Origin of the sequence: Devosia sp. Root635, assembly GCF_001427605.1 — a bacterium.
Classification (GTDB): Bacteria; Pseudomonadota; Alphaproteobacteria; order Rhizobiales; family Devosiaceae; genus Devosia.
Genome location: NZ_LMGZ01000012.1, coordinates 232,179 through 254,560, shown reverse-complemented (window position 1 = coordinate 254,560; position 22,382 = coordinate 232,179). Strand labels below are relative to the sequence as shown.

Here is a 22,382-nt window from a genome sequence, read left to right as displayed (position 1 = left end):
TCTGGATGCCAGATTCCCGGCCTGGGGCCAAGTGCGGCGTCGCTACGCGATCTGGCTATGGAAAGCGCGGATGTCGTGGGCCATGACCTCAGGGACTTCGAGAGCCGGGAAATGCCCGCCAGAGCTGAGTTCCGTCCAGCGCACAATGTTCCACAGGTGCCGCTCACCCCAGGCGCGCGGCGCCGGATTGTCGGCCGGCGGCAGCATTATGGCATGCGGCACATCGTGTTTCTTCGCCTTTTTCGGCAATTCCGTATCGGCAGCTGCTTCCTTGTAGAGCCGCACAGAGGAGCCGATGGTCTGGGTAAACCAATAGACGGAGATGATCGTCGCCAGGTCTTCGAGCTCGAAGGCATTGAGCACGTCGCCGCCGGTATCGCCCGCTTTCTGGAAATGTTCGAGCATCCAGCTGGCGAGTCCGGCGGGGGAATCGTTGAGTCCCACGGCCAGCGTTGCCGGCTTGGTCATCTGGACCATGGCATAGGCGCCCTCGGCAAACCCCCAATAGTCGATCTTGCCGAAATAGGCCCGCTCCTCCGGCGTCGGATCATCTGGACGCGGATAGCCGAAATAGACGTTGACGTAGTGCGCACCGATGAGGCGCTCGGGAAAGTCGCGCACCAGGCCCATCTCCGCGCCGGTGCCCATGTCGGAGCCCGACACCAGGAATTTGCCGTAGTCGAGCCGTGTCATGAGCTCGGCCCAGAGTGCAGCCACGCGCGTCAGGTGCATGCCGGGCCCGGTCGGCTGGCCCGAAAAGCCGTAGCCGGGCAGCGAGGGGATGACGACATCGAAGGCCATGCCATCGACCGGTTGAGTCAGCAATGGCACCAGCGGCAGCAATTCGACGAAATTGGACGGCCAGCCATTGGTCAGCAGGATCGGCACGTTGGTTTTGCCGCGACCGCGCACATGGACGAAATGCACCGCTTCACCATCAATCTCCTCGATGAATTGCGGAAAGCTGTTGAGCCGGGCCTCGGCGGCGCGCCAGTCATACTGGCTGGCCCAGTAGTCGACGAAGTGGCGCAGGAATCCGTGATCGGTGCCGTAGTTCCAGCCAACACCCTCAAGCGTGCGCGGGAAGCGCGTGGCGGCAAGCCTTGCCTTGAGGTCGGCAATGTCGGCGTCGGGGACGGAAATGCTGAACGGGATCATGAGTCTCTCCAGAAGGTCGCTGGAGAGACAATGCGTGGTGGCCCTGACAGCCGGAGTCAGGAGAAAATGTCAGTAGCCTCAGGCGATCTCGAACTCGCACCAGTGGCGATAGGGGCGTTCGGGCGAATGGATCACATTGGGGAAATGCGGATTATGCACCGCATCGGCAAAAGCCTGGTCTTCGAGGCAGAAGCCGGCATGCTTGCCATAGCTCTTGCCGTCGAGCCCCGGCACCGGGATATCGGTCCAGACGCCATTATAGACCTGCACCCCCGGCCGGTCGCTCCACAGCTTCAGCGTCAGATCCTTGTCCGGTGAGACCACGGTGGCGATCGGGTCGGCATTGCTGCGACCGGTATCGAGCGCCATGCCGATATCGTAGTCGACCGGCTTTCCCGCCGCGTCGCGCATGCTGCGTGGCTGGCGCAGATCGTAGGCGGTGCCTCGCGACGGCAGGATAGCCCCAGTCGGCGCCAGGTCGCTGCCCAGTTCGGTATAGGCTGAGGAATTGACCTGGATCGTGTGATCCAGCACATCGGCCGCTGTGCCCAGGTTGAAATACTGATGCTGCACCAGGCTGATCGGCGTCGGCTGGTCGGTCGTGGCGCTCAGCTCCAGCCGCAGGCGATTGCCGCGCAAAGTATAGGTCGCCGAGAAATTGACATTGCCGGGATAGCCCATGGCGCCATCGGGCGAGAAGTGGGTGAAGCGCACGGCATTATTGGCGTCATCCACCTGCCCATCCCACACCTGCCGGCCCAGGCCTTCCTGGCCGCCATGCAATTGCAAATCGCCGGCATTGGCGGCCAGCTTGTAGGTCTTGCCGTTGAGGTCGAACGAAGCGCCCTTGATGCGGTTGGCCACCCGCCCGGCCAGCGCGCCGAAATGCGGGCTGTGCTGGGCATAGGCATCGAAGGTATCGAAGCCGAGGACCACGCCGCGCTCGCCGCCCGCCACCGGCACGCGCCAGTCGCGCACCGCCACGCCATAGGAAATGAGGTCGATCGTGACGCCGGTGTCGCTGACGAGGCGGAACTGGTCGACCCGCTTGTCCCCGAAAGTCCCGAACGTCGATACTGCTATGGCCATGACCCGCCCCCGTAAATTGCGCGGAACGTGTAGCCTGCTTTCTCGCCTGCCTGCAACGATGCACTTGACCTTTCCGCGCTGCCTGACGATCCTCCGCCCGAGGACAAGGGGAGCTTGCGTGAACGAGATCGGGTTGCGGCGCCGGGCGACGGTGCATGATGTGGCGCGGGCGGCCGGCGTTTCGCTGGCCACCGTCGATCGCGTGCTCAATGGCCGCCCCGGCGTGCGTACCGCCACCGCCGAAAAGGTCGAGGCCGCCATTGCCGAGATCGGCTTCCAGCGCGACCTCAGCGCGTCCCTGCTGGCGCGGGCGCGTGATCTCAAGCTCACCTTCGTCATTCCCGACAGCTCGAACGAGTTCATGGCCAGCCTCGCCGATGCGGTGGCCCGCCGGATTGGTCCGGCATTGGCCGATCGCATGCATATCGAAACCCACCGCATCCGGGCGCTGGACGCCGACGCCCTGGCCCATAGCCTCGACGCGCTCGATGCCCGCCAATGCGATTGCGCCGTTATCGTCGCCGGCGAGGAGCCCTCGGTGCAGGCGGCGGTCGATAGCGCCACAAGGCGCGGCATCGCCGTGATGACTTTGGTTTCCGACCTACCGGGCACCCAGCGCCGGCATTTCATCGGTATCGACAATGAAGCCGCCGGCCGCACTGCGGCATCGCTGATGGGCCGCTTCCTGCCTGCTGGCGGCAAGGTGGCCGTCATTGCCGGCTCGTTGCATTTGCGCGATCATGCCGACCGGCTGGCCGGTTTCCGCGCTGCACTGGCTGCCGAGTTCCCCGCCATAGAGCTCATCGGCCCCATCGAGGGCCACGACGAACGCAGCGAAACGCAAGCCATCGTCACCGACCTGCTGGAACGGCATGGCGATCTTGCCGGCCTCTATAATCTCGGTGCCGGCAATGGCGGTCTGGTCGCGGCGCTGGAAGCCTCGAACCGCGCCGGGGCCATCCGCGTCATCGCCCATGAACTGACCGATCCGACCCGCCGCGGGCTGCGGTCTGGCGCCATCGACGTGGTGCTGGACCAGAACCCCGATGGCGAAATCCGCGAGGCCATTGCCGCGGCACGCAGCCTGGCTTTGGGCGGCAATGGGCAGGCACTGACCGACCCCATTGAAATCGGGATTTTCCTGCGCGACAATCTGCGCTAAGAAGCGCGCCAATCATCAAGCCGGCGTGGCCCGAAACGGGCCGGGAGGACGTTAGGATGTTAGTCACCGCCATAGATGAGGTACGTGCCTCATGACCTATCTCGGCATCGATATCGGAACATCGGGCGTCAAGGCGCTGCTGATCGACGAGCATGGCCGGGCGCTGGGCGATGCCTCGGCCGCCTCGGTCGAGCCGGTGCGGCCCCATCCCGGCTGGTCCGAACAGAATCCGGCCGATTGGTGGACCGCCACCCTGGCCGCAGTGGACAAGCTCAAGGCGAGCCATCCGTCCGAACTGGCCTCGGTGCGCGGCATTGGCCTGTCCGGCCACATGCATGGCGCGACCCTCTTGGGCAAGGATGACGAAATCCTCCGCCCCTGCATTCTTTGGAACGATGGCCGCTCGGCCGCCGAATGCAAGGAAATGGAAGCGGCGCTACCGTCGCTGCGCCAGATCGCCGGCAATATCGCCATGCCCGGCTTCACCGCGCCCAAGATCGCCTGGGTTCGCAAGCATGAGCCGCAAATCTACGAGAAGATCGCCAAAGTTCTGCTGCCCAAGGCCTATATCCGCCTGCTGCTCACCGGCGAACATGTCGAAGACATGTCGGACGCCGCCGGCACCTTGTGGCTCGATGTCGGCAAGCGCGACTGGTCCGATAAGCTGTTGGCGGTGAGCGGTCTCACCCGCTCGCATATGCCCCGCCTGGTGGAAGGCTCGGAAAGCTCGGGCACGCTCAAGCGTGAACTGGCGCAGCGCTGGGGCATGGACGGTCTCGTCGTGGTGGCCGGCGGCGCCGGCGACAATGCCGCCTCCGCCTGCGGCATCGGCGCCATCAGGCCGGGCGAAGGCTTCGTCTCGCTCGGCACGTCGGGCGTGCTGTTCGTCTCCAATGAACGCTTCAGCCCCAATACCGAGGGCGCCGTGCACGCCTTCTGCCACGCCATCCCCGATACCTGGCACCAGATGGGCGTCATCCTCTCGGCCACCGACAGTCTCAACTGGCTGAGCAAGATTACCGGCCAGAAACAGGCCGAGCTGTCCGCCGCCGCCGAGGCGCAATTCACCGGCCCCGGCGAGGAAATCTTCCTCCCCTATCTGTCGGGTGAACGCACACCGCATAACAATGCCGGCGCGCGTGGTTCCTTCGTCGGTCTGTCGCATTCGACTGACACTGCAAGGCTGGCGCAGGCGGTGATGGAGGGCGTGACCTTTGCCTTCCGCGACAGCCAGCGCGTGCTCGCCGATGCAGGCACGAAAATCGACCGGCTGCTGGCCGTCGGCGGTGGCTCCAGATCGGCCCTGTGGCTCCGCATGATCGCTACCAATCTCGACATGGAAATCGCCCTTCCCGAGGATGGCGATTTCGGCGGCGCGCTCGGCGCCGCACGGCTCGGCCTCTGCGCTGCCGAAGGGGCCAGCCCGCAGACGGTCATGACCATGCCGCCCATGCGAACAGTCATCGCGCCCGACAAAAATCTGTCGGCCGCCTATTCCGACCAATATGCGCGCTATCGCGCACTCTATCCTGCCATCGAGGAGGCACGTAATTGACCGATTTTTTCAAGGGCATTTCGCCGGTGAAGTATGAAGGTGCCAACAGCACCAACCCGCTGGCCTATCGCCACTACAACAAGGACGAAATCGTCCTCGGCAAGCGCATGGAGGACCATATCCGCCCCGGCGTCGCCTATTGGCACACCTTTGCCTGGGAGGGCGGCGACCCGTTCGGCGGCCGTACTTTCGATCGCCCCTGGTATGACAAGGGTATGGAGGGCGCCCGCCTCAAGGCCGATGTGGCCTTCGAGCTGTTCGACCTGCTCGACATCCCCTTCTTCTGCTTCCACGACGCCGATATCGCCCCCGAAGGCGCGACCCTGGCCGAGAGCAATCGCAATGTGCGCGAGATCGGCGAAATTTTTGCCCGCAAGATGGAGAAGAGCCGGACTCGCCTGCTCTGGGGCACGGCAAACCTGTTCTCCAACCGCCGCTACATGTCCGGCGCCGCCACCAATCCCGATCCGGAAGTCTTCGCCTATGCCGCCGGCCAGGTGAAGAATGTGCTGGAGCTGACCCATGAACTGGGCGGCGCCAACTACGTGCTGTGGGGCGGCCGCGAGGGCTACGAAACCCTGCTCAACACCAGGATCGGCCAGGAGCAGGACCAGATGGGCCGCTTCCTGCATATGGTCATCGAGCATGCCGAAAAGATCGGCTTCAAGGGCCAGATCCTGATCGAGCCCAAGCCGCAGGAGCCCAGCAAGCACCAGTATGATTTCGACGTCGCTACCGTTTACGGCTTCCTCAAAAAGTACGGCCTCGAGACCAAGGTGAAGTGCAATATCGAGGTCGGTCACGCTTTCCTCGCCAATCACTCTTTCGAGCACGAATTAGCTCTGGCCGCCTCGCTGGGCATTCTCGGCTCGGTCGACGCCAACAGAAACGACCTGCAGTCGGGCTGGGATACCGACCAATTCCCCAATTCGGTGCCCGAAACCACCTTGGCCTTCTACCAGATCCTCAAGGCCGGCGGCCTCAATTCGGGCGGCTGGAATTTCGACGCCAAGGTGCGCCGCCAGTCCATCGATCCTGCCGACCTGCTGCATGGCCATATCGGCGGCCTCGACGTGCTGGCCCGTTCGCTCAAGGCGGCGGCGGCGCTGATCGAAGACGGCACCTATGACAAGACTGTCGATGCCCGCTATGCCGGCTGGAACCAGGGTCTGGGCAAGGACATCCTCGGCGGCAAGCTGTCGCTCGCTGATCTGGCGGCCAAGGTTGATGCCGACAACATCAACCCCCAGCCCAGGTCCGGGCAGCAGGAATATCTGGAAAACCTGATCAACCGCTTCGTTTGATTTTGGGGGGTGGGCGCCGAAACCCACCCACCCACCGCCGTCACCCTCGGGCTTGACCCGAGGGCCCTTCACTTGCCAAGCGCACCTCAAGTACAGAGCCCTCGGGTCAAGCCCGAGGGTGACGCGCGGTGATAGTGGTCGCATTCGTGCTGTCGAGAACCCATCATGCCCCAGCTCACAAATCCCATCCTGCCCGGCTTCAACCCGGATCCGTCCATCCTCCGCGTCGGTGACGATTACTACATCGCCACCTCGACCTTCGAGTGGTTCCCCGGCGTGCAGATCCACCACTCGCGCGATCTCGCCAACTGGGAGCTGGTGACCCGCCCGCTGACCCGCAAAGCGCAGCTCGACATGCGCGGCGACCCCGATAGCTGTGGCGTCTGGGCTCCCTGTCTCACCCATGACGGGGAAAAATTCTGGCTGGTCTATACCGACGTCAAGCGCAAGGACGGCTCGTTCAAGGACGCGCATAATTACATCGTCTGGGCCGACAGGATCGAAGGCCCCTGGTCCGACCCGGTCTACACCAACAGCTCCGGCTTCGATCCCAGCCTGTTCCACGACGATGACGGCCGCAAGTGGTTCGTCAATATGATCTGGGACCACCGCACCCGCCCGCTCAAATTCGCCGGCATCGCCCTGCAGGAATTCGATCCCAACGCCGGCAAGCTGGTCGGCCCGATCAAGAACATCTATCAAGGCACCGACCTCAAGCTGGTCGAGGGTCCGCATCTCTACAAGCGGAACGGCTGGTATTACCTGCTGACGGCCGAAGGCGGCACGGCCTATGACCACGCCTGCACCTTCGCCCGCTCGCGCAACCTCGATGGGCCCTACGAGACCCATCCGGACAAGCACATCCTGACCAGCAAGGATGCCCCGCTGGCAGCCTTGCAGCGCGCCGGCCACGGTGACATTGTCGAGACGCCCGAAGGCAAGACCTACCTCGTCCACCTCACCGGCCGCCCCACCACCCAGGAGCGCCGCTGTGTGCTGGGCCGTGAAACCGCGATCCAGGAGGCCTACTGGGGCGATGATGGCTGGCTCTATGTGAAGAATGGTCCGGTGCCGTCGCTGCATGTCGAGGTGCCCGGAACCCGCGACGAGGCCGGATACTGGGCTGAACGGCGCTATACATTCGAAAGTGGCCTACCCATCGACTTCCAATGGCTGCGCACGCCGGAAACTGAGCGGATTTTCTCCACCGATAGCGGCAAGCTGCGGCTGTTCGGGCGGGAATCGATCGGCTCGTGGTTCGAGCAGGCGCTGGTGGCTCGCCGGCAGACCCATTTCTCCTATGATGCCGAGACCGTGGTCGATTTCAAAGCCACCGACGAGCGCACCATGGCCGGCCTGACGGCCTATTACAGCCGCTACAACTTCTTCTATCTCGCCGTGACGGCCCATGCCGACGGGCAGCGCGAATTGCTGCTGATGAGTTCGGAAATTTCCTGGCCCGACGGCAATCTGCGTTTCCCGGCCGAGCCGGTGCAGATTCCGAACGAGGGCAAGGTGAAGCTGGCGCTGACCATTCGCGGCCGCAAGCTGCAATTCTTCTACGCGCTGGAAGGCCATGATCTGCAGGCCATCGGGCCGGTCCTGGATGCTTCGATCCTGTCGGACGAATGCGGTGGCCACCAGGCCCATGGCAGCTTCACCGGCGCCTTTGTCGGCATGGCGGCGCACGATCTCAACGGCACGGCCAGCCCGGCCAACTTCGACTATTTCGTCTATCGGCCGGCGCACGATCCGTCCGACCGCTACGAGATCGACGCTATCGGCTAAAAGGGGCTTTTCATTCCAACAAATGGGCGCGGGGGAGGACGATCTGCCTTCCCTGTGCCTTGTCATTTGCGGGGTAACCAAGGATTCTGGCGCTCACGAGTGAACAGGGAGTCCATAATGAAACTCGAATCCATCGCCCTTCACCACGGCTACGAATCGGAAGCTACGACCAAGGCCGCTGCCGTGCCGATCTACCAGACGACGTCCTACACGTTCGACGACACCCAGCACGGCGCCGACCTGTTCGATCTGAAGGTCGCTGGCAATATCTATACCCGCATCATGAACCCGACCACGGCGGTACTCGAAGCGCGCGTGGCCGAAATGGAAGGCGGCATCGGTGCGCTGGCTGTCGCCTCGGGCATGGCGGCGATTACCTATGCCATTCAGACCATTGCGGGCGTCGGCGACAATATCGTCTCGATCTCCCAGCTCTATGGCGGCACCTATAACCTGTTCGTTCACTCCTTTCCGCGCCAGGGCATCGAAGCGCGGCTGGTGCATCACGACGACTATGAGGGCTTTGAAAAGGCCATCGACGACAAGACCAAGGCGGTCTTCCTCGAGTCCATCGGCAACCCTGCCGGCAATGTTGTCGATATTGAGCGCATCGCCGAAATCGCCCATCGCCATGGCGTGCCTGTCATTGTCGACAATACGGTGGCGACGCCCTACCTCACCCGCGCCTTCGATTTCGGTGCTGACATCATCGTGCATGCGCTGACCAAATATATCGGCGGCCACGGCAATTCGATCGGCGGCATCATCGTCGATTCGGGGAAATTCGACTGGAAGGCCAATGCCAAGCGCTTTCCGGTGCTGAACGAGCCCGATCCGTCCTATCACGGCGTGGTCTATACCGAGGCGCTGGGGCCGGCGGCCTATATCGGGCGTGCCCGCGTCGTGCCGCTGCGCAATACCGGCGCTGCGCTCTCGCCCTTCAACGCCTTCCTGATCCTGCAGGGCCTCGAAACCCTCGGCCTGCGTATGGAGCGCCATTGCAGCAACGCCCAGAAGGTGGCCGAATATCTGCAGGCCCATCCCAAGGTGGAATGGGTCAGCTATGCCGGCCTCAAGGACAGCCGTTATCATGCCGTGGCGCAGAAGATCTCTAAGGGAAGCGGCTCGGGCATTCTCTCCTTCGGCATCAAGGGTGGCAAAGAAGCGGGTGGCCGCTTCATCGATGCGCTCGATATGATCCTGCGACTGGTCAATATCGGCGACGCCAAGTCGCTGGCCTGCCATCCTGCCTCGACCACCCATCGCCAGCTCTCGCCCGAAGAGTTGAAAAAGGCCGGTGTCTCGGAAGACCTCGTCCGCATCTCCGTCGGCATCGAGCATGTCGATGACATCATCGCCGATATCGAGCAGGCTCTGGCCAGGGTTTGATCACATTTTCCGGCATCGGGGGCGACAACCTCCGGTGCCGGGCGTAATCTTCTCCGATCAGCGGTCGCAGTCCTTGCGTCGCGCGCCGGTCATGCGCTCTCGCAGTTGCTGCGACCTCCGAGCAAACGGAGGAGAGTTGAGCATGGCCCAAATGCACATCATGTCCGGCGCCGGCGACAAACTGGATATGCCGATGATCAGGCAGATCACCCTGGCCGATCTCGGCGAGGTGTTGGCGCGTGGCGCCGCCGATTTCTGGGAAAAGCCCAGCCATTATGTCCTACTGGTGTTGATCTACCCCATTGTCGGCATCGTGCTGACCGTGTGGATGAACGGCTATCACACCTGGCCCCTGCTCTATCCGCTGGCCGGCGGCTTCGCGCTGGTCGGTCCCTTCGCGGCCCTGGGGCTCTACGAGATTTCGCGGCGGCGCGAGCAGGGGCTCGACACCTCCTGGTCGCATGCCTTCGAAGTACTGCATTCGCCTGCCATCGGCTCCATCGCCGCGCTGGGCGTCATGCTGCTGGTGCTGTTCACCCTGTGGCTGACAGCGGCGCAGGCGCTTTATGAGGGGCTCTTCGGCTCATCCACGCCGCAGGCTTTGGGCGAACTGATGAACCAGATTCTCACCGAGCCGGGCGGCATGACCTTGCTTATTGCCGGCACCATGCTGGGGGCCCTGTTCGCGCTGGTGACGCTCTGCACCACGGTCATCGCCTTTCCGCTCCTGCTGGATCGCGATGTCGGCGCCTTCGTCGCCATCGAAACCTCGTTCCGTGCCGTCATGGCCAATCCGGGGCCGATGTTGGCCTGGGGTGTCATCGTCGGCGCCGGCCTCTTCCTCGGCTCACTGCCGCTGTTTGTCGGTCTCGCGGTGGTGATCCCCATCTTCGGCCACGCGACCTGGCATCTCTACCGCAAGGTGGTCGAGCCGGCTTCGGTGATCAGAGGGATGTAATCTTTCACCTCTCCCCCGAAGGGAGAGGTTGGTGGCCGCCTCGAACGTGGGGGTAATCAGGCGCCAAAGGTTGGATTTCCGCCCCGAACGCCATAAGGTCTCGGCTTCCTCGCCGAGACCCTTTGCCCTTATGGATCAGCCGCCCATCGAACAAGCGCAGACCCCGGCCCTGACGCCGATGATGGCGCAGTATTTCGAGATCAAGGCGGTCAATCCCGGCTATCTGCTGTTCTACCGCATGGGCGATTTCTACGAGCTGTTCTTCGAGGATGCCGAGATCGCCAGCGCCGCTTTGGGCATCGTGCTCACCAAGCGCGGCAAGCATCTGGGCGAGGATATCCAGATGTGCGGCGTGCCCATCCACGCCGCCAACGACTATCTCAACAAGCTGATCAAGCTGGGCCACCGCGTCGCCATCTGCGAGCAGGTGGAAGACCCCAGGGAGGCCAAGAAACGCGGCGCCAAATCGGTGGTGAAGCGCGACGTTGTGCGTCTGATCACGGCCGGTACGCTGACCGAGGACGATCACCTCGATGCGCGCGCCTCCAATTTCCTCGCCGCGCTGGCCATGGTGCGGCATGGCGAGACCGATTTTGCTTTGGCCTGGGCCGATGTATCGACCGGCGAGACCTTTACCGCCGATCTTTCTGCCGAGCAGTTGCAGGACGAACTGGCCCGTATCGACCCGGCGGAACTGCTGTTGGCCGAGGCGACGCGTGCGGCTTTGGTCGAGCGGCATCTTTTCGCCCCGGCCTGGACCGCCATCACCCATGCGGCACCGGCCGAGAGCTTTGACAGCGAGGCGGCGATATCAAGCCTGCGCGTCGCCTTTCCCGATGGCGGCTTCGACCCAACCGCTTTGTCCCGCGCCGCAAGGGCGGCCCTGGGTGCGGTCGTGGCCTATGTGCGCGAAAGCCAGAAGGGCATCGGCGTCGCCCTGCGCGCGCCGGTTGCCGATACCGCCACGCGCCGCATGGCCATCGACCAGGCCACCCGCGCCAGCCTCGAACTGCACCAGACCCAGCGCGGCCAGCAGCGCGGCTCACTGCGGCAGGTGATCGACCTCACCGTCACGGCTCCCGGCTCGCGGCTGCTGTCGGCGCGGCTGGCGTCGCCTTTGGCAGATGCTGTCGCCATCAATGAACGGCTCGATGCGGTGGGCCTGCTCGCCAATGACACTTTGCTCACCGGGCGCCTCCGCGCCGATCTCAAGACCGTGCCGGACCTCGCCCGCGCCCTGACCCGGCTGGCGCTCGACCGGGGCGGCCCCCGCGATCTGGCGGCCATCGGCAAGGCGGTGAGCGCCGCCGCGGCGCTGGCGCAGCATTTCGGCCGGGTCGAGGACGCCCCTGCTATATTGGCCCGGCTGGCGCAGACGCTGGCCGCCGCGCCCTTGCCGCTGGCTTCCGAACTCGCTTTGGCGCTGGACGACGAATTGCCGCTGTTCAGCCGCGATGGCGGCTTTGTCCGCAGGGGTTACGACCAGGCGCTCGATGACGAACGGGCATTGGCCAGTGAAACCCGCGCCGTGGTCGCCGCCCTGCAGGCCCGGTTGATCGAGGAAACCGACGTCCGCTCGCTGAAAATCCGGCACAATGGCGTGCTCGGCTATTTCGTCGAAGTGCCGGCGGGGCACGGCACGCGGTTGCTCGAAGAGCCGCATCGGCAGACATTCATCCACCGCCAGACGCTGGCCAATGCCATGCGCTTCACCACCACCGAACTGGCCGACCTCGAAGGCCGCATCGCCCGTGCGCATGAGGCGGCACTGGAAATCGAGCTCAAGGTCTTTGCCAGCCTGCGCTACGACGTATTGAGCCGCACCGCAGACCTGCGCGAGCTGGCCGATGCACTGGCCGAACTCGACGTCACCACCGCCCTGGCGCATCTGGCCGCCACGCGCAGCTATGTCCGGCCCGATATCGACGACTCGCTGGCCTTTGCCATTGTCGGCGGCCGCCATCCGGTGGTGGAAGACATGGTCTCGGCCGAGGGCCAGAGCTTCGTCGCCAACGATGCCGATCTCTCGGGCGACGATGCCCTTGGCGGCGGGCGACTCTGGCTGGTCACCGGGCCCAATATGGGCGGCAAATCCACCTTCCTGCGCCAGAATGCGTTGATTGCGATCATGGCGCAGATGGGCTCTTTCGTGCCGGCCAGCTCGGCCCATATCGGCGTGGTCGATCGCGTCTTCTCCCGCGTCGGCGCCAGCGACGACATCGCCCATGGCCGCTCGACCTTCATGGTGGAAATGGTCGAGACAGCGGCCATCCTCAATCGCGCCACGCGGCGCTCTCTGGTGGTGCTGGACGAAATCGGCCGCGGCACCGCGACGTTCGACGGCCTCTCCATCGCCTGGGCCGCTGTCGAAGCTTTGCATGAAACCACTGGCTGCCGGGCCCTCTTCGCCACCCATTTCCATGAGCTGACCAGTCTCGCCAAGACGCTGAGCCGGGTTTCCAACGTCACCATGAAAGTGCGCGAATGGGAGGGCGAGGTGGTGTTCCTGCATGAAGTCGGCTCCGGCGCCGCCGATCGATCCTACGGCATCCAGGTGGCGCGGCTGGCTGGCCTGCCCGAGCCGGTGCTGGCGCGGGCGCGCCAGGTTCTCACCGTGCTGGAGCAGCGCTCGGCCGGCACCGCCTCTTCCAGCCAGAAGGCCAGCGTGCTAGACGATCTGCCACTTTTCGCGCATCAGCCGGCTTCACCGCCCGTTGAGAAAGACCCGGTACATTCTGCGCTCGATGCCGTCCGTCCCGACGAGATGACCCCCAAGCAAGCGATCGAAGCGCTCTACGAGTTGAAGAAAATCCGCGATGACGCTCGCCGAAGCTGAGGCAAAGCCGCGAAAACCGCTCTTCTCCCTCAAGCCGGCCGAGGTCATTCTCGGCGAGCTCGATGCGGCGATCGGCGAGGAAGCGCCCAAATCTTCCACGGCCCGCGCCGTCGTGCTGGCCCATATCAGGAAGACGCTGGCGGAGGCGCGCAAGCAGGCCGAGGCCGAACTGCTCGCGTCAGGCAAGGGCGCGCGCTGCGCGCAGAACCTTTCCAATGCCCAGGACGAGATCATTGCCGCGGTGCATCTGTTTGCCACGCGCCGCGTCTATCCGGTCGACAATCCCTCCGGCGCCGAAGCCATCGCGCTCTCCGCCGTCGGCGGCTATGGCCGCGGCACGCTGGCGCCGGGCTCCGATATCGATCTGCTGTTCATCCTGCCCTACAAGCAGACGCCTTGGGGCGAGCAGGTTACCGAATATGTGCTCTACATGCTCTGGGATCTCGGCCAGAAGGTCGGCCATGCCGTTCGTTCGGTCGATGAGTGCATCCGCATGGCCCGCGCCGACATGACGGTGCGTACCGCGACGCTCGAAGCCCGCTTCCTGACCGGCGACAAGGGCCTGTTCGACCAGCTCGTCACGCGGTTCGAAACCGAGATCATGCCGCGCACCGGCCCCGAATTCATCGCCGCCAAGATGGCCGAGCGCGACGAGCGCCACAAATTGATGGGCAATACCCGCTATGTGGTCGAGCCCAATATCAAGGACGGCAAGGGCGGGTTGCGCGACCTCAATACGCTGTTCTGGATCGGGAAGTACTTCTACCAGGTCAAGACATCGCACGAGCTGGTGGGCAAGGGCGTGCTCTCGGCCGCCGAATACCGGCTGTTCTCGCGCGCCGAGGACTTTTTGTGGGCGGTGCGCTGCCACCTCCATTTCGTCACCGGCCGCGCCGAGGAAAAGCTGACCTTCGACGTGCAGCCCGAACTGGCCGAGCGCATGGGCTATGCCCAGCGCGTCGGCATGCTGGGCGTCGAGCGTTTCATGAAGCGCTATTTCCTCGTCGCCAAGGATGTGGGCGACCTTACCCGCATCATCTGCGCCAGCCTCGAATTCAACCACGCCAAGGATATGGATCTAGTCGGCCGCGTGCTGGCCCCGTTCCGCTCGGGCAAGTCCAGGATCAAGGGCGAGACCGATTTCGTGCTCGATACCGGAAGGCTCAATATCGCGGCGCCCGATGTGTTCGAGAAAGACCCGGTCAACCTCATCCGCATGTTCCTCGTCGCCGGGCGCGAGCAATTGCTGTTCCATCCCGACGCCATCAAGCATATCGCCCGTTCGCTGCGGCTGATCGACAACACGCTGCGGCATGACCCCAAGGCCAACGAACACTTCCTGACCATCCTCACCAGCCCGCTCTCGGTGGAGCGCATCCTGCGCCAGATGAACGAGAGCGGCGTGCTCGGCCGCTTCGTGCCCGATTTCGGCAAGATCGTCGCGCTGATGCAGTTCAACATGTACCACCACTATACGGTGGACGAGCACCTTATCCGCTCGGTCGGCGTCATGGCCGATATTGCCAATGGCGGGCTGCGCGACCAGTTGCCGTTGACTCATGAGCTGCTGCCCCAGCTCAACGATACGCGCCTGATCTATGTCGCGCTGTTCCTGCACGATATCGCCAAGGGCCGCCCCGAGGATCATTCCATTGCCGGCGCCCGCATCGCCCGCAAGCTCTGCCCGCGCTTCGGCCTCTCCCCCGCCGAGACCGACACCGTCTCCTGGCTGATCGAATATCACCTGCTGATGAGCGAGATCGCCCAGGCGCGCGATATCCAGGATCCCGAAACCGCCAAGGCCTTTGCCGATGTGGTGCAGTCGCCGCAGCGCCTGGCTTTGCTGATGATCCTCACCGCATGCGATATCCGCGCCGTCGGCCCCGGCGTGTGGACGGGCTGGAAGGGCAGCCTGCTGCGCGCCCTCTACTACGCCACCGAACCCTTGCTGTCGGGCGGTCACAGCCAGGTCACCCAGTCCGACCGCATCGAAGATGCCCGCCGCGCCCTGGCCCGTGCGCTCGAGGCTTGGCCGCAAGCCGACGTGGAAGCCTATGTGGCGCGCCACTATGACCATTACTGGCTGCGCGCCGAGCCGGAACTGCAGGTGGAACATGCCCGCATGATCCGCCAGGCCGACATGGGTGGCGAGGGGTTTGCCGGCTCCATCCGGGTCAAGGCCTTCGAGGGCATTACTGAAGTTTCGTTCTATACGCCCGACCATCCGCGCCTGCTGTCGCTGATTGCCGGCGCCTGCACCATGCAGGACGCCTCCATCATCGGGGCGCAGATATTTTCCACCCGCGACGGCCACGCCCTCGATACGTTCCGGCTGCGCCGCTCCTTTACTAGCGATGAGGATGAGAAGGTCCGCGCCACCCGCATCATCGATACGGTCAAGCAATTGCTGCAGGGCAAAAGGCAAATCCTCATCGATCTGGGCAAGGAAAGCCGCCACAACAAGCGGCTGCGGCCCTTCGCCCTGCCCTCGCAGGTCACGGTTTCCAATGCGCTGTCGGAAAAATTCACCGTCATCGAGGTGTCCGGCCTCGACCGCATGGGCCTCTTGCATTCGCTGACCCACCAGATTTCCGACCTCAACCTCACCATCGGCTCGGCCCATATCGGCACCTATGGCGAAAAGGCGGTGGACGTCTTCTACATCACCGACCTCACCGGCCAGAAGATCATCTCCAAGCCGCGCCAGCGCAAAATCCACGACGCGCTGATGGGGGTGTTCCATCCGCGGGGCGAGAAGGTGGCCAATGGGTAGGGCCGATATGGCCCTTGAGCCCACGGCCCCATCGCCTCCCTCCCCCTTGAGGGGAGGGATCGAGGGAGGGGGTCCTTCCGTGACCCACAGGATTACCCCCTCCCCAGCTTCGCTAGGCCTGATCGGCCGAGCTGCGCTACCCTCCCCTCAAGGGGGAGGGTGTGCAAGCACTACGCCTTCGGCCATCGCACCATGAGCCTCTACCGCAATTTCCTCTCCGTCGGCGGCCTCACCCTCGTCTCCCGCGTCGCCGGTTTTGTCCGCGATGCGCTGATGGCGGCGGTGCTCGGCACCGGGCCGGCGGCAGACGCCTTTTTTGCGGCCTTCCGCTTTCCCAACCTGTTCCGGCGCCTCTTCGCCGAGGGCGCCTTCAACACCGCTTTCGTACCGCTGTTTTCCGGCGCGCTGGAGCGTGACGGCCGCGATGCGGCGCTCGAGCTGGCCTCGCGCATCATGGCCTGGCTCGTCGCCATGCTGGTGGGCGTGACCATCCTCGCCGAAATCTTCATGCCGCAGATCATGGTCGCCTTCGTCCCCGGCTTTGTTGACGATCCCGAAAAATTCGATCTCACCGTCCTGCTGACGCGGATCATGTTCCCCTATCTCGCCTGCATGTCGCTGATGGCCGCCTATGGCGCCATCCTCAATTCATTGGGCCGCTTCTTCGCCGCCGCCTTCGCGCCGGTGCTGCTCAACCTGGTCAATATCGCCGCCCTGATCCCGCTGGTGACCTTCTGGGCGCAGGATCCGGCAGGCGCCGCCACCTGGGTCGGCATGGCCACCATGGCCGGCGGGCTGGCGCAACTGGCGCTGGTCTACGGCGCCATCCGCCGCGCCGATTTCGTACCCACGCTCCGCCTGCCCCGGCTCGATCCGGAAGTGCGCCGCTTCTGGATATTGGCCGTGCCGGCCATCCTCACCGGCGGCATCACCCAGATCAATATCTTCGTCGGCACCATCATCGCCTCGGGCGCCGACAATGCCATTGCCATCCTCAATTATGCCGACCGGCTCTATCAGCTGCCGCTCGGCATTATCGGCATCGCCATCGGCACGGTGCTGCTGCCCGAACTCTCCCGCCATCTCGGGGGCGGCCGCGATGCCGAGGCACGCGCCACCCAGGACCAGTCGCTGCTGGTCGCCATGCTGCTGTCCATGCCCGCCGCGACGGCCCTCATCGCCATGGCCGAGCCCATCGTGCGCGTGCTGTTCGAGCGTGGCGCCTTCGACGCGCTGGCCACCACCCAGACGGCGCAAGCGCTGATCGCCTTTGCCACCGGCCTGCCCGCCTATGTGCTGATCCGCGTGCTGCAGCCGGGCTATTTCGCCCGCGAGGACACGCTCACGCCGACCTTTTTCGCCGCCATCTCGGTGGTGACCAATATCGCTCTGTCGCTGCTGCTGTTCCCCAGCCTGGTCCATGTCGGCATTGCTATCGCCACCTCGGCCTCGGCCTGGCTCAATGCCCTGCTGCTGGCGCTGTTCCTGGCACGGCGCGGCCATTTTGCTCTGACCAGGGCGGAGTGGATCAAGCATGGGCTGATCATCGCCATCAGCATCGTCATGGGCGGCGCCCTCTCTTTGCTCGCCTGGCGTGGCGCGGCCTGGTTCGCCAGCGGCGTCCCGCTCTGGCAGCAGGCGGGCCTGCTGGCCGTACTGGTCGGCTTCGGCATGGTGCTCTATTTCACGCTGGTCCACATCACCGGCGCCCAGAAACTGGGCCTGCTGCTCCGTCGGATGGGGCGGCGGGGCTAGTCCGCCGGGATGACATCGCAAGCCATCGGATATAAGTGTTCGGCAATACCGTCTCACAGGCCCGTTCCATGACCTTCACTCCCCGTGTCTTTTCCGGCATCCAGCCCTCGGGCGACCTGCATCTTGGCAATTATCTCGGCGCCATCAGGCGTTTCGTGCCGCTGCAGGATACCCATGACTGCATCTATTGCGTCGTCGACATGCATGCCATCACGGTCTGGCAGGATCCGGACGACCTGCGCCGCGCCACCCGCGAAGTGGCCGCGGCCTATATCGCGGCCGGTATCGACCCCAAAAAGGCGATCGTCTTCAACCAGTCGCAGGTCATGCAGCATGCCGAGCTGGCCTGGGTGTTCAACTGTATCGCCCGCATCGGCTGGATGAACCGGATGACCCAGTTCAAGGACAAGGCCGGCAAGAACTCGGAAAACGTTTCCCTGGGGCTGCTGGCCTATCCATCGCTGATGGCGGCCGACATCCTGGCCTACAAAGCGACCCATGTGCCGGTCGGCGACGATCAGAAGCAACATCTCGAACTGACGCGCGATATCGCCGCCAAGTTCAACAACGACTATGCCAAATCGATTGCCGATCAGGGGCTGAACGAGGATTTCTTCCCGATCACCGAGCCGCTGATCGCCGGCCCCGCCACCCGCATCATGAGCCTGCGCGACGGCACGAAAAAGATGAGCAAGTCGGATCCGTCCGATCAGTCGCGCATTTCGCTGCTCGACAATGCCGATGCCATCGCCAAAAAGATCAAGAAGGCGACCACCGATCCCGAGCCGCTGCCCGAAACGGTGGATGGGCTCAAGGGCCGTGCCGAGGCCGACAATCTGGTCGGCATCTATGCGGCGCTCAGCGACCGGACCAAGGAGCAGGTCATCGCCGAATTCGGCGGCAAGGGCTGGGGGGCCTTCAAGCCGGCCTTGGCCGATCTGGCCGTGGCGCAGCTGGCGCCCATGGCCGGCGAAATGCACCGGCTGATCGAGGACACCACCACCATCGACGCCGTCCTGCGCGATGGCGCCGAACGGGCGCGTGCCGTTGCGGAGGCGACAATGGTGGACGTCCGCTCTATCGTCGGCTTTATCCGCTAACGCGAACCCTGGAGCGGCCGTGGTTTCACAGACCGAATACAAGCGAAAATTCCTCGTCGTCATCGACGAAACGCCCGAATGCGAGCGCGCGCTTACCTTCGCGGCCTACCGCGTCAAGCGCACCGGTGGCACCGTGGTCTTGATGAGCGTGGTGCAGAAGCCCGAATTCATCGGCCTCGGGGTCGAGGACGTGCTGCGCGCTGAAGCCGTCGAAGAGGCCGAGCGCAATCTCGACGCCCGCCTCGCCCGCATCCGCGACATCGGTGACGTGCGCAGCGAATCGGTGATCCGCGAGGGCAATGCCGCCGAGGAAATCGAGCGCGTGATCGACCAGGACCGCGACATCGCCATCCTGGCGCTGGCGGCCTCCACCTCGAATGAGGGCCCCGGCCCCCTGGTGATGCACTTCGCCAACCGCGCCAATGCGCTGCCGATTCCGCTGACCATCGTGCCGGGCCGCATGAGTGACGAAGAGATCATTGCGATCTGCTGACCCAGGATCGGAACCGATGCCAGCGCGTTTCAGGCGCATCATAGCAGAGATCAACCGCGATAGTCCGTGGACCTCGCCAACCGAGGCCCAGCTTGACCTCGTGGCAATGCGGTTGGACGCTGCCGATGTCTCCGACATTGTCGACGCGCTGGACGAATTGTCCCGCGAGAAGGACGCCCTGGCCGACTGGGACGGCGATAGCCAGGACGATATTGCCAGGGCCCAATCGCTATTTGCCGCAATCCTGGCGCGCATGGCCGCGCGACACAGGGCGTCCATTGAAACCCGCATGGCCGGCTGCGAACACCTGACCCGGCGTTACCTGGAAATAGCGCTCGGCTCCGCCTAGCAGCGCCCGGCCATTCGGGCATGGCGCTCATGGCCTTTCGCCTCGAATCAGGGCGCAGAGCGATTTGCCCTTCGAGACGGCTCGAAGCCCTTGCATCCTGACTGCAAAAGTCTATTTTAGAAGCGTTCTAATCGCAAAATCGCAGGCGCCAACATGTTCATCCAGACCGAAGCCACGCCCAATCCGGCGACCCTCAAATTCCTGCCGGGGCGCGATGTGCTGGTGGGTGAACCGCGCGATTTCCGCAGCGTCGAGGCGTCATCCAATTCTCCGCTGGCGCAGGGCCTGTTCTCGATTTCCGGCGTCACCGGTGTCTTTCTCGGTTCCGATTTCATTTCGGTGACCAAGGACGACACCAACTGGGCCCATATCAAGCCGGCCATTCTCGGCGTCATCATGGACCACTTCCTCTCCGGCAAGCCTGTCATCGTCGAGGGCGGCATCGAAGTCGCCAATTTCGACGAGGTCGATGAATTCTTCGAGGAAGAAGACAGCGAGACCGTGGAAGTCATCAAGGAATTGCTGGCCACCCGCGTTCGTCCGGCCGTGGCCATGGATGGCGGCGACATCACCTTCAAGGGCTTCAAGGAAGGCACCGTGTTCCTGCATATGCAGGGCGCCTGCTCGGGCTGCCCCTCCTCGACCGCCACGCTCAAGAGCGGCATCGAGAACCTGCTCCGCCACTTCGTGCCGGGCGTCGAGGCTGTGCAGCAGGTTTAGGCCGCAAGGTTCAGCAGCAAGCCAAGGGTCTGGAGAGCAATCTCCGGACCCTTAGTTTTTTGGGGTCGGTCATTGGCGGGCACGAACTCGCCCATTCACAATCGCCTCCCCCGGACTTGGTCCGGGGGTCCCTCGTCACTGGTGCCGTGGGGAGAATGACCCGCGGATCAGGTCCGCGGGAGGCCTGGTGGGTGGGAGACACGGGGCCGGAAACACCAGGATCGTAGAGAAACCCTACTCAGCCGCCGCCTTCTCCGCCGATGTCCGCTGGTCGGTGATGGCCAATGGCTCGACATCGCCGTCCCGCTTGCGACGGATGCGCAGCCGCTTGATGCGGCGACTGTCGGCGGCAAGAATTTCGAATTCGAAGCCGTCGAGCCGCGTCACCCGCTCGCCGCGCTTGGGCACATGCCCGGCCAGGTCGAATACCAGCCCGCCGATGGTCTCCACGTCCTCGGCATATTCGCCGGGGTCGAAATCGGGCCCGATCAGGGTTCGCACGTCGCTCAGCTCGGCGCGGGCATCGGCGATATAGGTATCGGCACCAACCTTGCGGATCAGCGAAGCAGCCAGCTCGTCATGCTCGTCCTCGATCTCGCCGACCACGGCTTCGAGCAGGTCCTCGATAGTGACAAGGCCATCGGTGCCGCCATATTCGTCGACCACGATGGCCATGTGGACGCGGCTGGCGCGCATCGATTGCAGCAGATCTCCCACCGGCATGAAGGTGGGCACGAACATGGCGTCGCGCACCAGGTCGAGCTTGACGATCTTCTGCCTGAGCACGGTCGAGACCAGCTTGACCGGTACGTCTTTTGCCGGGTCGGTCACCGGCTCGGTGATTTTGCCCAGCGCGTCCTTGACGTGAATGAAGCCGAGGATGTTGTCGAGATTGTCGTCATAGACCGGCAGGCGCGAATGGCCGACCTGGCGGAACTTCGCCAGCAGCGTGCCCAGGTTGACATCGGATTCGATGGCCTGGATATCGCTGCGCTCCACCATCACGTCGGCAACCGACACATTGGAGAGCTTGAGCACGTTTTGCAGGATCGTGCGCTCGCTCTCGGAGAAGTCGCCGGTTTCGGCGCTCCCCTGCTCGTCGAGCGCAACCTGCAGGTCGTCGCGCAATGAAACCGTGCCGCGGGCCAGCATGGCCTTGATGCGGTTCCAGATCGATGGCCCCCGTGCTGGTACGGAGGCGGGACTAGAGGGGGGCTCGGGATTGGCGGGCGCTTGGCCCAGACTGTCGCTGTCGTTCATGGTCTCTCGCCGCCAAACATGCGGCTTATCTGTCCTCGAAACGGGGGTGTCGCCCGGCTCATTGTCGTGCCGGCCCTAATCGGCATAGGGGTCGGCGACCCCAAGGCTTGCCAATATCTGGGTTTCGAGGCCCTCCATGTGAAGAGCCTCCGCGTCGGTCAGGTGATCATACCCTAAAATATGCAGAAATCCATGCACCACGAGATGGGTGAAATGCGCCTCGAATGTGACACCCTGTTCGTCCGCCTCGCGGATCAGGGTTTCGCGCGCCAGGGTAATGTCACCCAACAGGCCGACAACCGGCCCGAACGGCTCGATCTGCGGGAAGCTCAGGACATTGGTGGAACTGTCCTTGCCCCGCCACTGCTTGTTGAGCTCGTGCTGCTCTTCGTCATTGGTGAGAAGAATGGACAGCTCCGCCGCCCCCTTCACCTTGGGTTTGGCAAGGCTGAGCGCTGCCAGCACGGCGCGCTCGGCCAGGGGATCGAGATTTTCGGGCCAAGCGTCATCGTTGCGGATGATGGCGATGTCGATGGGTGGCGTAGGAGGCATCAAACCGTTCATTGCTTCGTGCCACGCCCTCGTGGTTCGAGGCTCGTGAAGAACTCGCACCTCACCATGAGGGCTACCGTAAACCCAGCACTCCCATCAGCCCTGAGGCGGGAGCGTAGCGACCCTCGAACCACGAGGGCG

At 63.9% G+C, this 22,382-nt stretch carries 17 protein-coding genes; 13 read left to right on the top strand and 4 right to left on the bottom strand.

All coding sequences use genetic code 11. The annotated features are described in order from the left end of the window. Positions 1-42: 42 nt before the first annotated feature. Both ASD80_RS07865 and ASD80_RS07860 read right to left on the bottom strand, forming a co-directional pair. Positions 43-1,158 carry an epoxide hydrolase family protein gene (locus ASD80_RS07865; protein WP_056231012.1) on the bottom strand — a complete coding sequence of 372 codons (1,116 nt, stop codon included), beginning with the start codon at positions 1,156-1,158 and terminating at the stop codon, positions 43-45. 78 nt (positions 1,159-1,236) lie between these two features. Then, entirely contained in the window at positions 1,237-2,247 is a 1,011-nt protein-coding gene (locus tag ASD80_RS07860) for an aldose epimerase family protein (RefSeq protein WP_056231008.1), read from the bottom strand. Positions 2,248-2,365: 118 nt separating this feature from the next. Here ASD80_RS07860 and ASD80_RS07855 point away from each other — a divergent pair, with 118 nt between their 5' ends. The 13 genes from ASD80_RS07855 to ASD80_RS07795 all read left to right on the top strand — a co-directional run bounded on the left by ASD80_RS07855 (position 2,366) and on the right by ASD80_RS07795 (position 20,429). Beyond that, positions 2,366-3,409: a LacI family DNA-binding transcriptional regulator gene (locus ASD80_RS07855; protein WP_244488962.1), complete on the top strand. Its 1,044-nt coding sequence runs from the start codon at positions 2,366-2,368 to the stop codon at positions 3,407-3,409. 91 nt (positions 3,410-3,500) lie between these two features. Continuing rightward, on the top strand, positions 3,501-4,964 hold the full coding sequence (xylB, locus tag ASD80_RS07850) for a xylulokinase (RefSeq protein WP_056231005.1): 1,464 nt from the start codon (positions 3,501-3,503) through the stop codon (positions 4,962-4,964). Then, the gene (gene xylA / locus ASD80_RS07845) at positions 4,961-6,268 is read left to right on the top strand and encodes a xylose isomerase (protein WP_056231003.1); all 1,308 of its coding nucleotides are present in this window, start codon (positions 4,961-4,963) and stop codon (positions 6,266-6,268) included. The genes xylB and xylA overlap by 4 nt, the downstream gene beginning before the upstream one ends. A 165-nt stretch (positions 6,269-6,433) precedes the next feature. Continuing rightward, positions 6,434-8,056 (top strand): glycoside hydrolase family 43 protein, encoded by a 1,623-nt coding sequence (locus ASD80_RS07840; protein WP_056231000.1) that lies wholly within the window; start codon positions 6,434-6,436, stop codon positions 8,054-8,056. A 117-nt stretch (positions 8,057-8,173) separates the two neighbouring features. Next, positions 8,174-9,445 (top strand): O-acetylhomoserine aminocarboxypropyltransferase/cysteine synthase family protein, encoded by a 1,272-nt coding sequence (locus ASD80_RS07835; protein ID WP_056230997.1) that lies wholly within the window; start codon positions 8,174-8,176, stop codon positions 9,443-9,445. A gap of 142 nt (positions 9,446-9,587) precedes the next feature. After that, entirely contained in the window at positions 9,588-10,403 is an 816-nt protein-coding gene (locus ASD80_RS07830) for a DUF2189 domain-containing protein (RefSeq protein ID WP_056230994.1), read from the top strand. Positions 10,404-10,533: 130 nt separating this feature from the next. Next, positions 10,534-13,239, top strand: a complete 2,706-nt coding sequence (gene mutS, locus ASD80_RS07825; RefSeq protein WP_056230992.1) for a DNA mismatch repair protein MutS — start codon at positions 10,534-10,536, stop codon at positions 13,237-13,239. Further along, on the top strand, positions 13,220-16,012 hold the full coding sequence (locus ASD80_RS07820; protein WP_056230990.1) for a [protein-PII] uridylyltransferase: 2,793 nt from the start codon (positions 13,220-13,222) through the stop codon (positions 16,010-16,012). Before mutS ends, ASD80_RS07820 begins: the two co-directional genes overlap by 20 nt. Positions 16,013-16,204: 192 nt before the next feature. Beyond that, on the top strand, positions 16,205-17,767 hold the full coding sequence (gene murJ, locus ASD80_RS07815; protein WP_056230987.1) for a murein biosynthesis integral membrane protein MurJ: 1,563 nt from the start codon (positions 16,205-16,207) through the stop codon (positions 17,765-17,767). 68 nt (positions 17,768-17,835) lie between these two features. Then, positions 17,836-18,867: a tryptophan--tRNA ligase gene (gene trpS / locus ASD80_RS07810; protein ID WP_056231368.1), complete on the top strand. Its 1,032-nt coding sequence runs from the start codon at positions 17,836-17,838 to the stop codon at positions 18,865-18,867. 19 nt (positions 18,868-18,886) lie between these two features. Continuing rightward, complete coding sequence (locus ASD80_RS07805) at positions 18,887-19,360, top strand: universal stress protein (RefSeq protein WP_056230985.1); 474 nt, start codon at positions 18,887-18,889, stop codon at positions 19,358-19,360. Positions 19,361-19,376: 16 nt separating this feature from the next. Next, positions 19,377-19,709 carry a hypothetical protein gene (locus tag ASD80_RS07800; RefSeq protein ID WP_056230984.1) on the top strand — a complete coding sequence of 111 codons (333 nt, stop codon included), beginning with the start codon at positions 19,377-19,379 and terminating at the stop codon, positions 19,707-19,709. A gap of 153 nt (positions 19,710-19,862) precedes the next feature. Continuing rightward, positions 19,863-20,429 carry a NifU family protein gene (locus tag ASD80_RS07795; protein WP_056230982.1) on the top strand — a complete coding sequence of 189 codons (567 nt, stop codon included), beginning with the start codon at positions 19,863-19,865 and terminating at the stop codon, positions 20,427-20,429. 234 nt (positions 20,430-20,663) lie between these two features. Here ASD80_RS07795 and ASD80_RS07790 read toward each other — a convergent pair whose 3' ends face one another. Further along, positions 20,664-21,689 carry a hemolysin family protein gene (locus ASD80_RS07790; RefSeq protein ID WP_244488961.1) on the bottom strand — a complete coding sequence of 342 codons (1,026 nt, stop codon included), beginning with the start codon at positions 21,687-21,689 and terminating at the stop codon, positions 20,664-20,666. Positions 21,690-21,764: 75 nt separating this feature from the next. After that, positions 21,765-22,241, bottom strand: coding sequence for an rRNA maturation RNase YbeY (gene ybeY, locus ASD80_RS07785; protein ID WP_056230979.1), 477 nt, complete (start codon positions 22,239-22,241; stop codon positions 21,765-21,767). Between the last annotated feature and the right edge of the window lie 141 nt (positions 22,242-22,382).

Excerpts from the sequence above, each read along its gene's own strand:
- ASD80_RS07790 (WP_244488961.1), bottom strand. The coding sequence starts at position 21,689 with ATGAACGACAGCGACAGTCTGGGCCAAGCGCCCGCCAATCCCGAGCCC.
- ASD80_RS07860 (WP_056231008.1), bottom strand. The coding sequence starts at position 2,247 with ATGGCCATAGCAGTATCGACGTTCGGGACTTTCGGGGACAAGCGGGTC.
- ASD80_RS07840 (WP_056231000.1), top strand. The coding sequence starts at position 6,434 with ATGCCCCAGCTCACAAATCCCATCCTGCCCGGCTTCAACCCGGATCCG.
- ASD80_RS07820 (WP_056230990.1), top strand. The coding sequence starts at position 13,220 with ATGACGCTCGCCGAAGCTGAGGCAAAGCCGCGAAAACCGCTCTTCTCC.
- murJ (WP_056230987.1), top strand. The coding sequence starts at position 16,205 with ATGAGCCTCTACCGCAATTTCCTCTCCGTCGGCGGCCTCACCCTCGTC.
- ASD80_RS07830 (WP_056230994.1), top strand. The coding sequence starts at position 9,588 with ATGGCCCAAATGCACATCATGTCCGGCGCCGGCGACAAACTGGATATG.
- trpS (WP_056231368.1), top strand. The coding sequence starts at position 17,836 with ATGACCTTCACTCCCCGTGTCTTTTCCGGCATCCAGCCCTCGGGCGAC.
- ybeY (WP_056230979.1), bottom strand. The coding sequence starts at position 22,241 with ATGCCTCCTACGCCACCCATCGACATCGCCATCATCCGCAACGATGAC.
- ASD80_RS07795 (WP_056230982.1), top strand. The coding sequence starts at position 19,863 with ATGTTCATCCAGACCGAAGCCACGCCCAATCCGGCGACCCTCAAATTC.
- ASD80_RS07800 (WP_056230984.1), top strand. The coding sequence starts at position 19,377 with ATGCCAGCGCGTTTCAGGCGCATCATAGCAGAGATCAACCGCGATAGT.
- ASD80_RS07865 (WP_056231012.1), bottom strand. The coding sequence starts at position 1,158 with ATGATCCCGTTCAGCATTTCCGTCCCCGACGCCGACATTGCCGACCTC.
- xylB (WP_056231005.1), top strand. The coding sequence starts at position 3,501 with ATGACCTATCTCGGCATCGATATCGGAACATCGGGCGTCAAGGCGCTG.
- mutS (WP_056230992.1), top strand. The coding sequence starts at position 10,534 with ATGGATCAGCCGCCCATCGAACAAGCGCAGACCCCGGCCCTGACGCCG.
- ASD80_RS07835 (WP_056230997.1), top strand. The coding sequence starts at position 8,174 with ATGAAACTCGAATCCATCGCCCTTCACCACGGCTACGAATCGGAAGCT.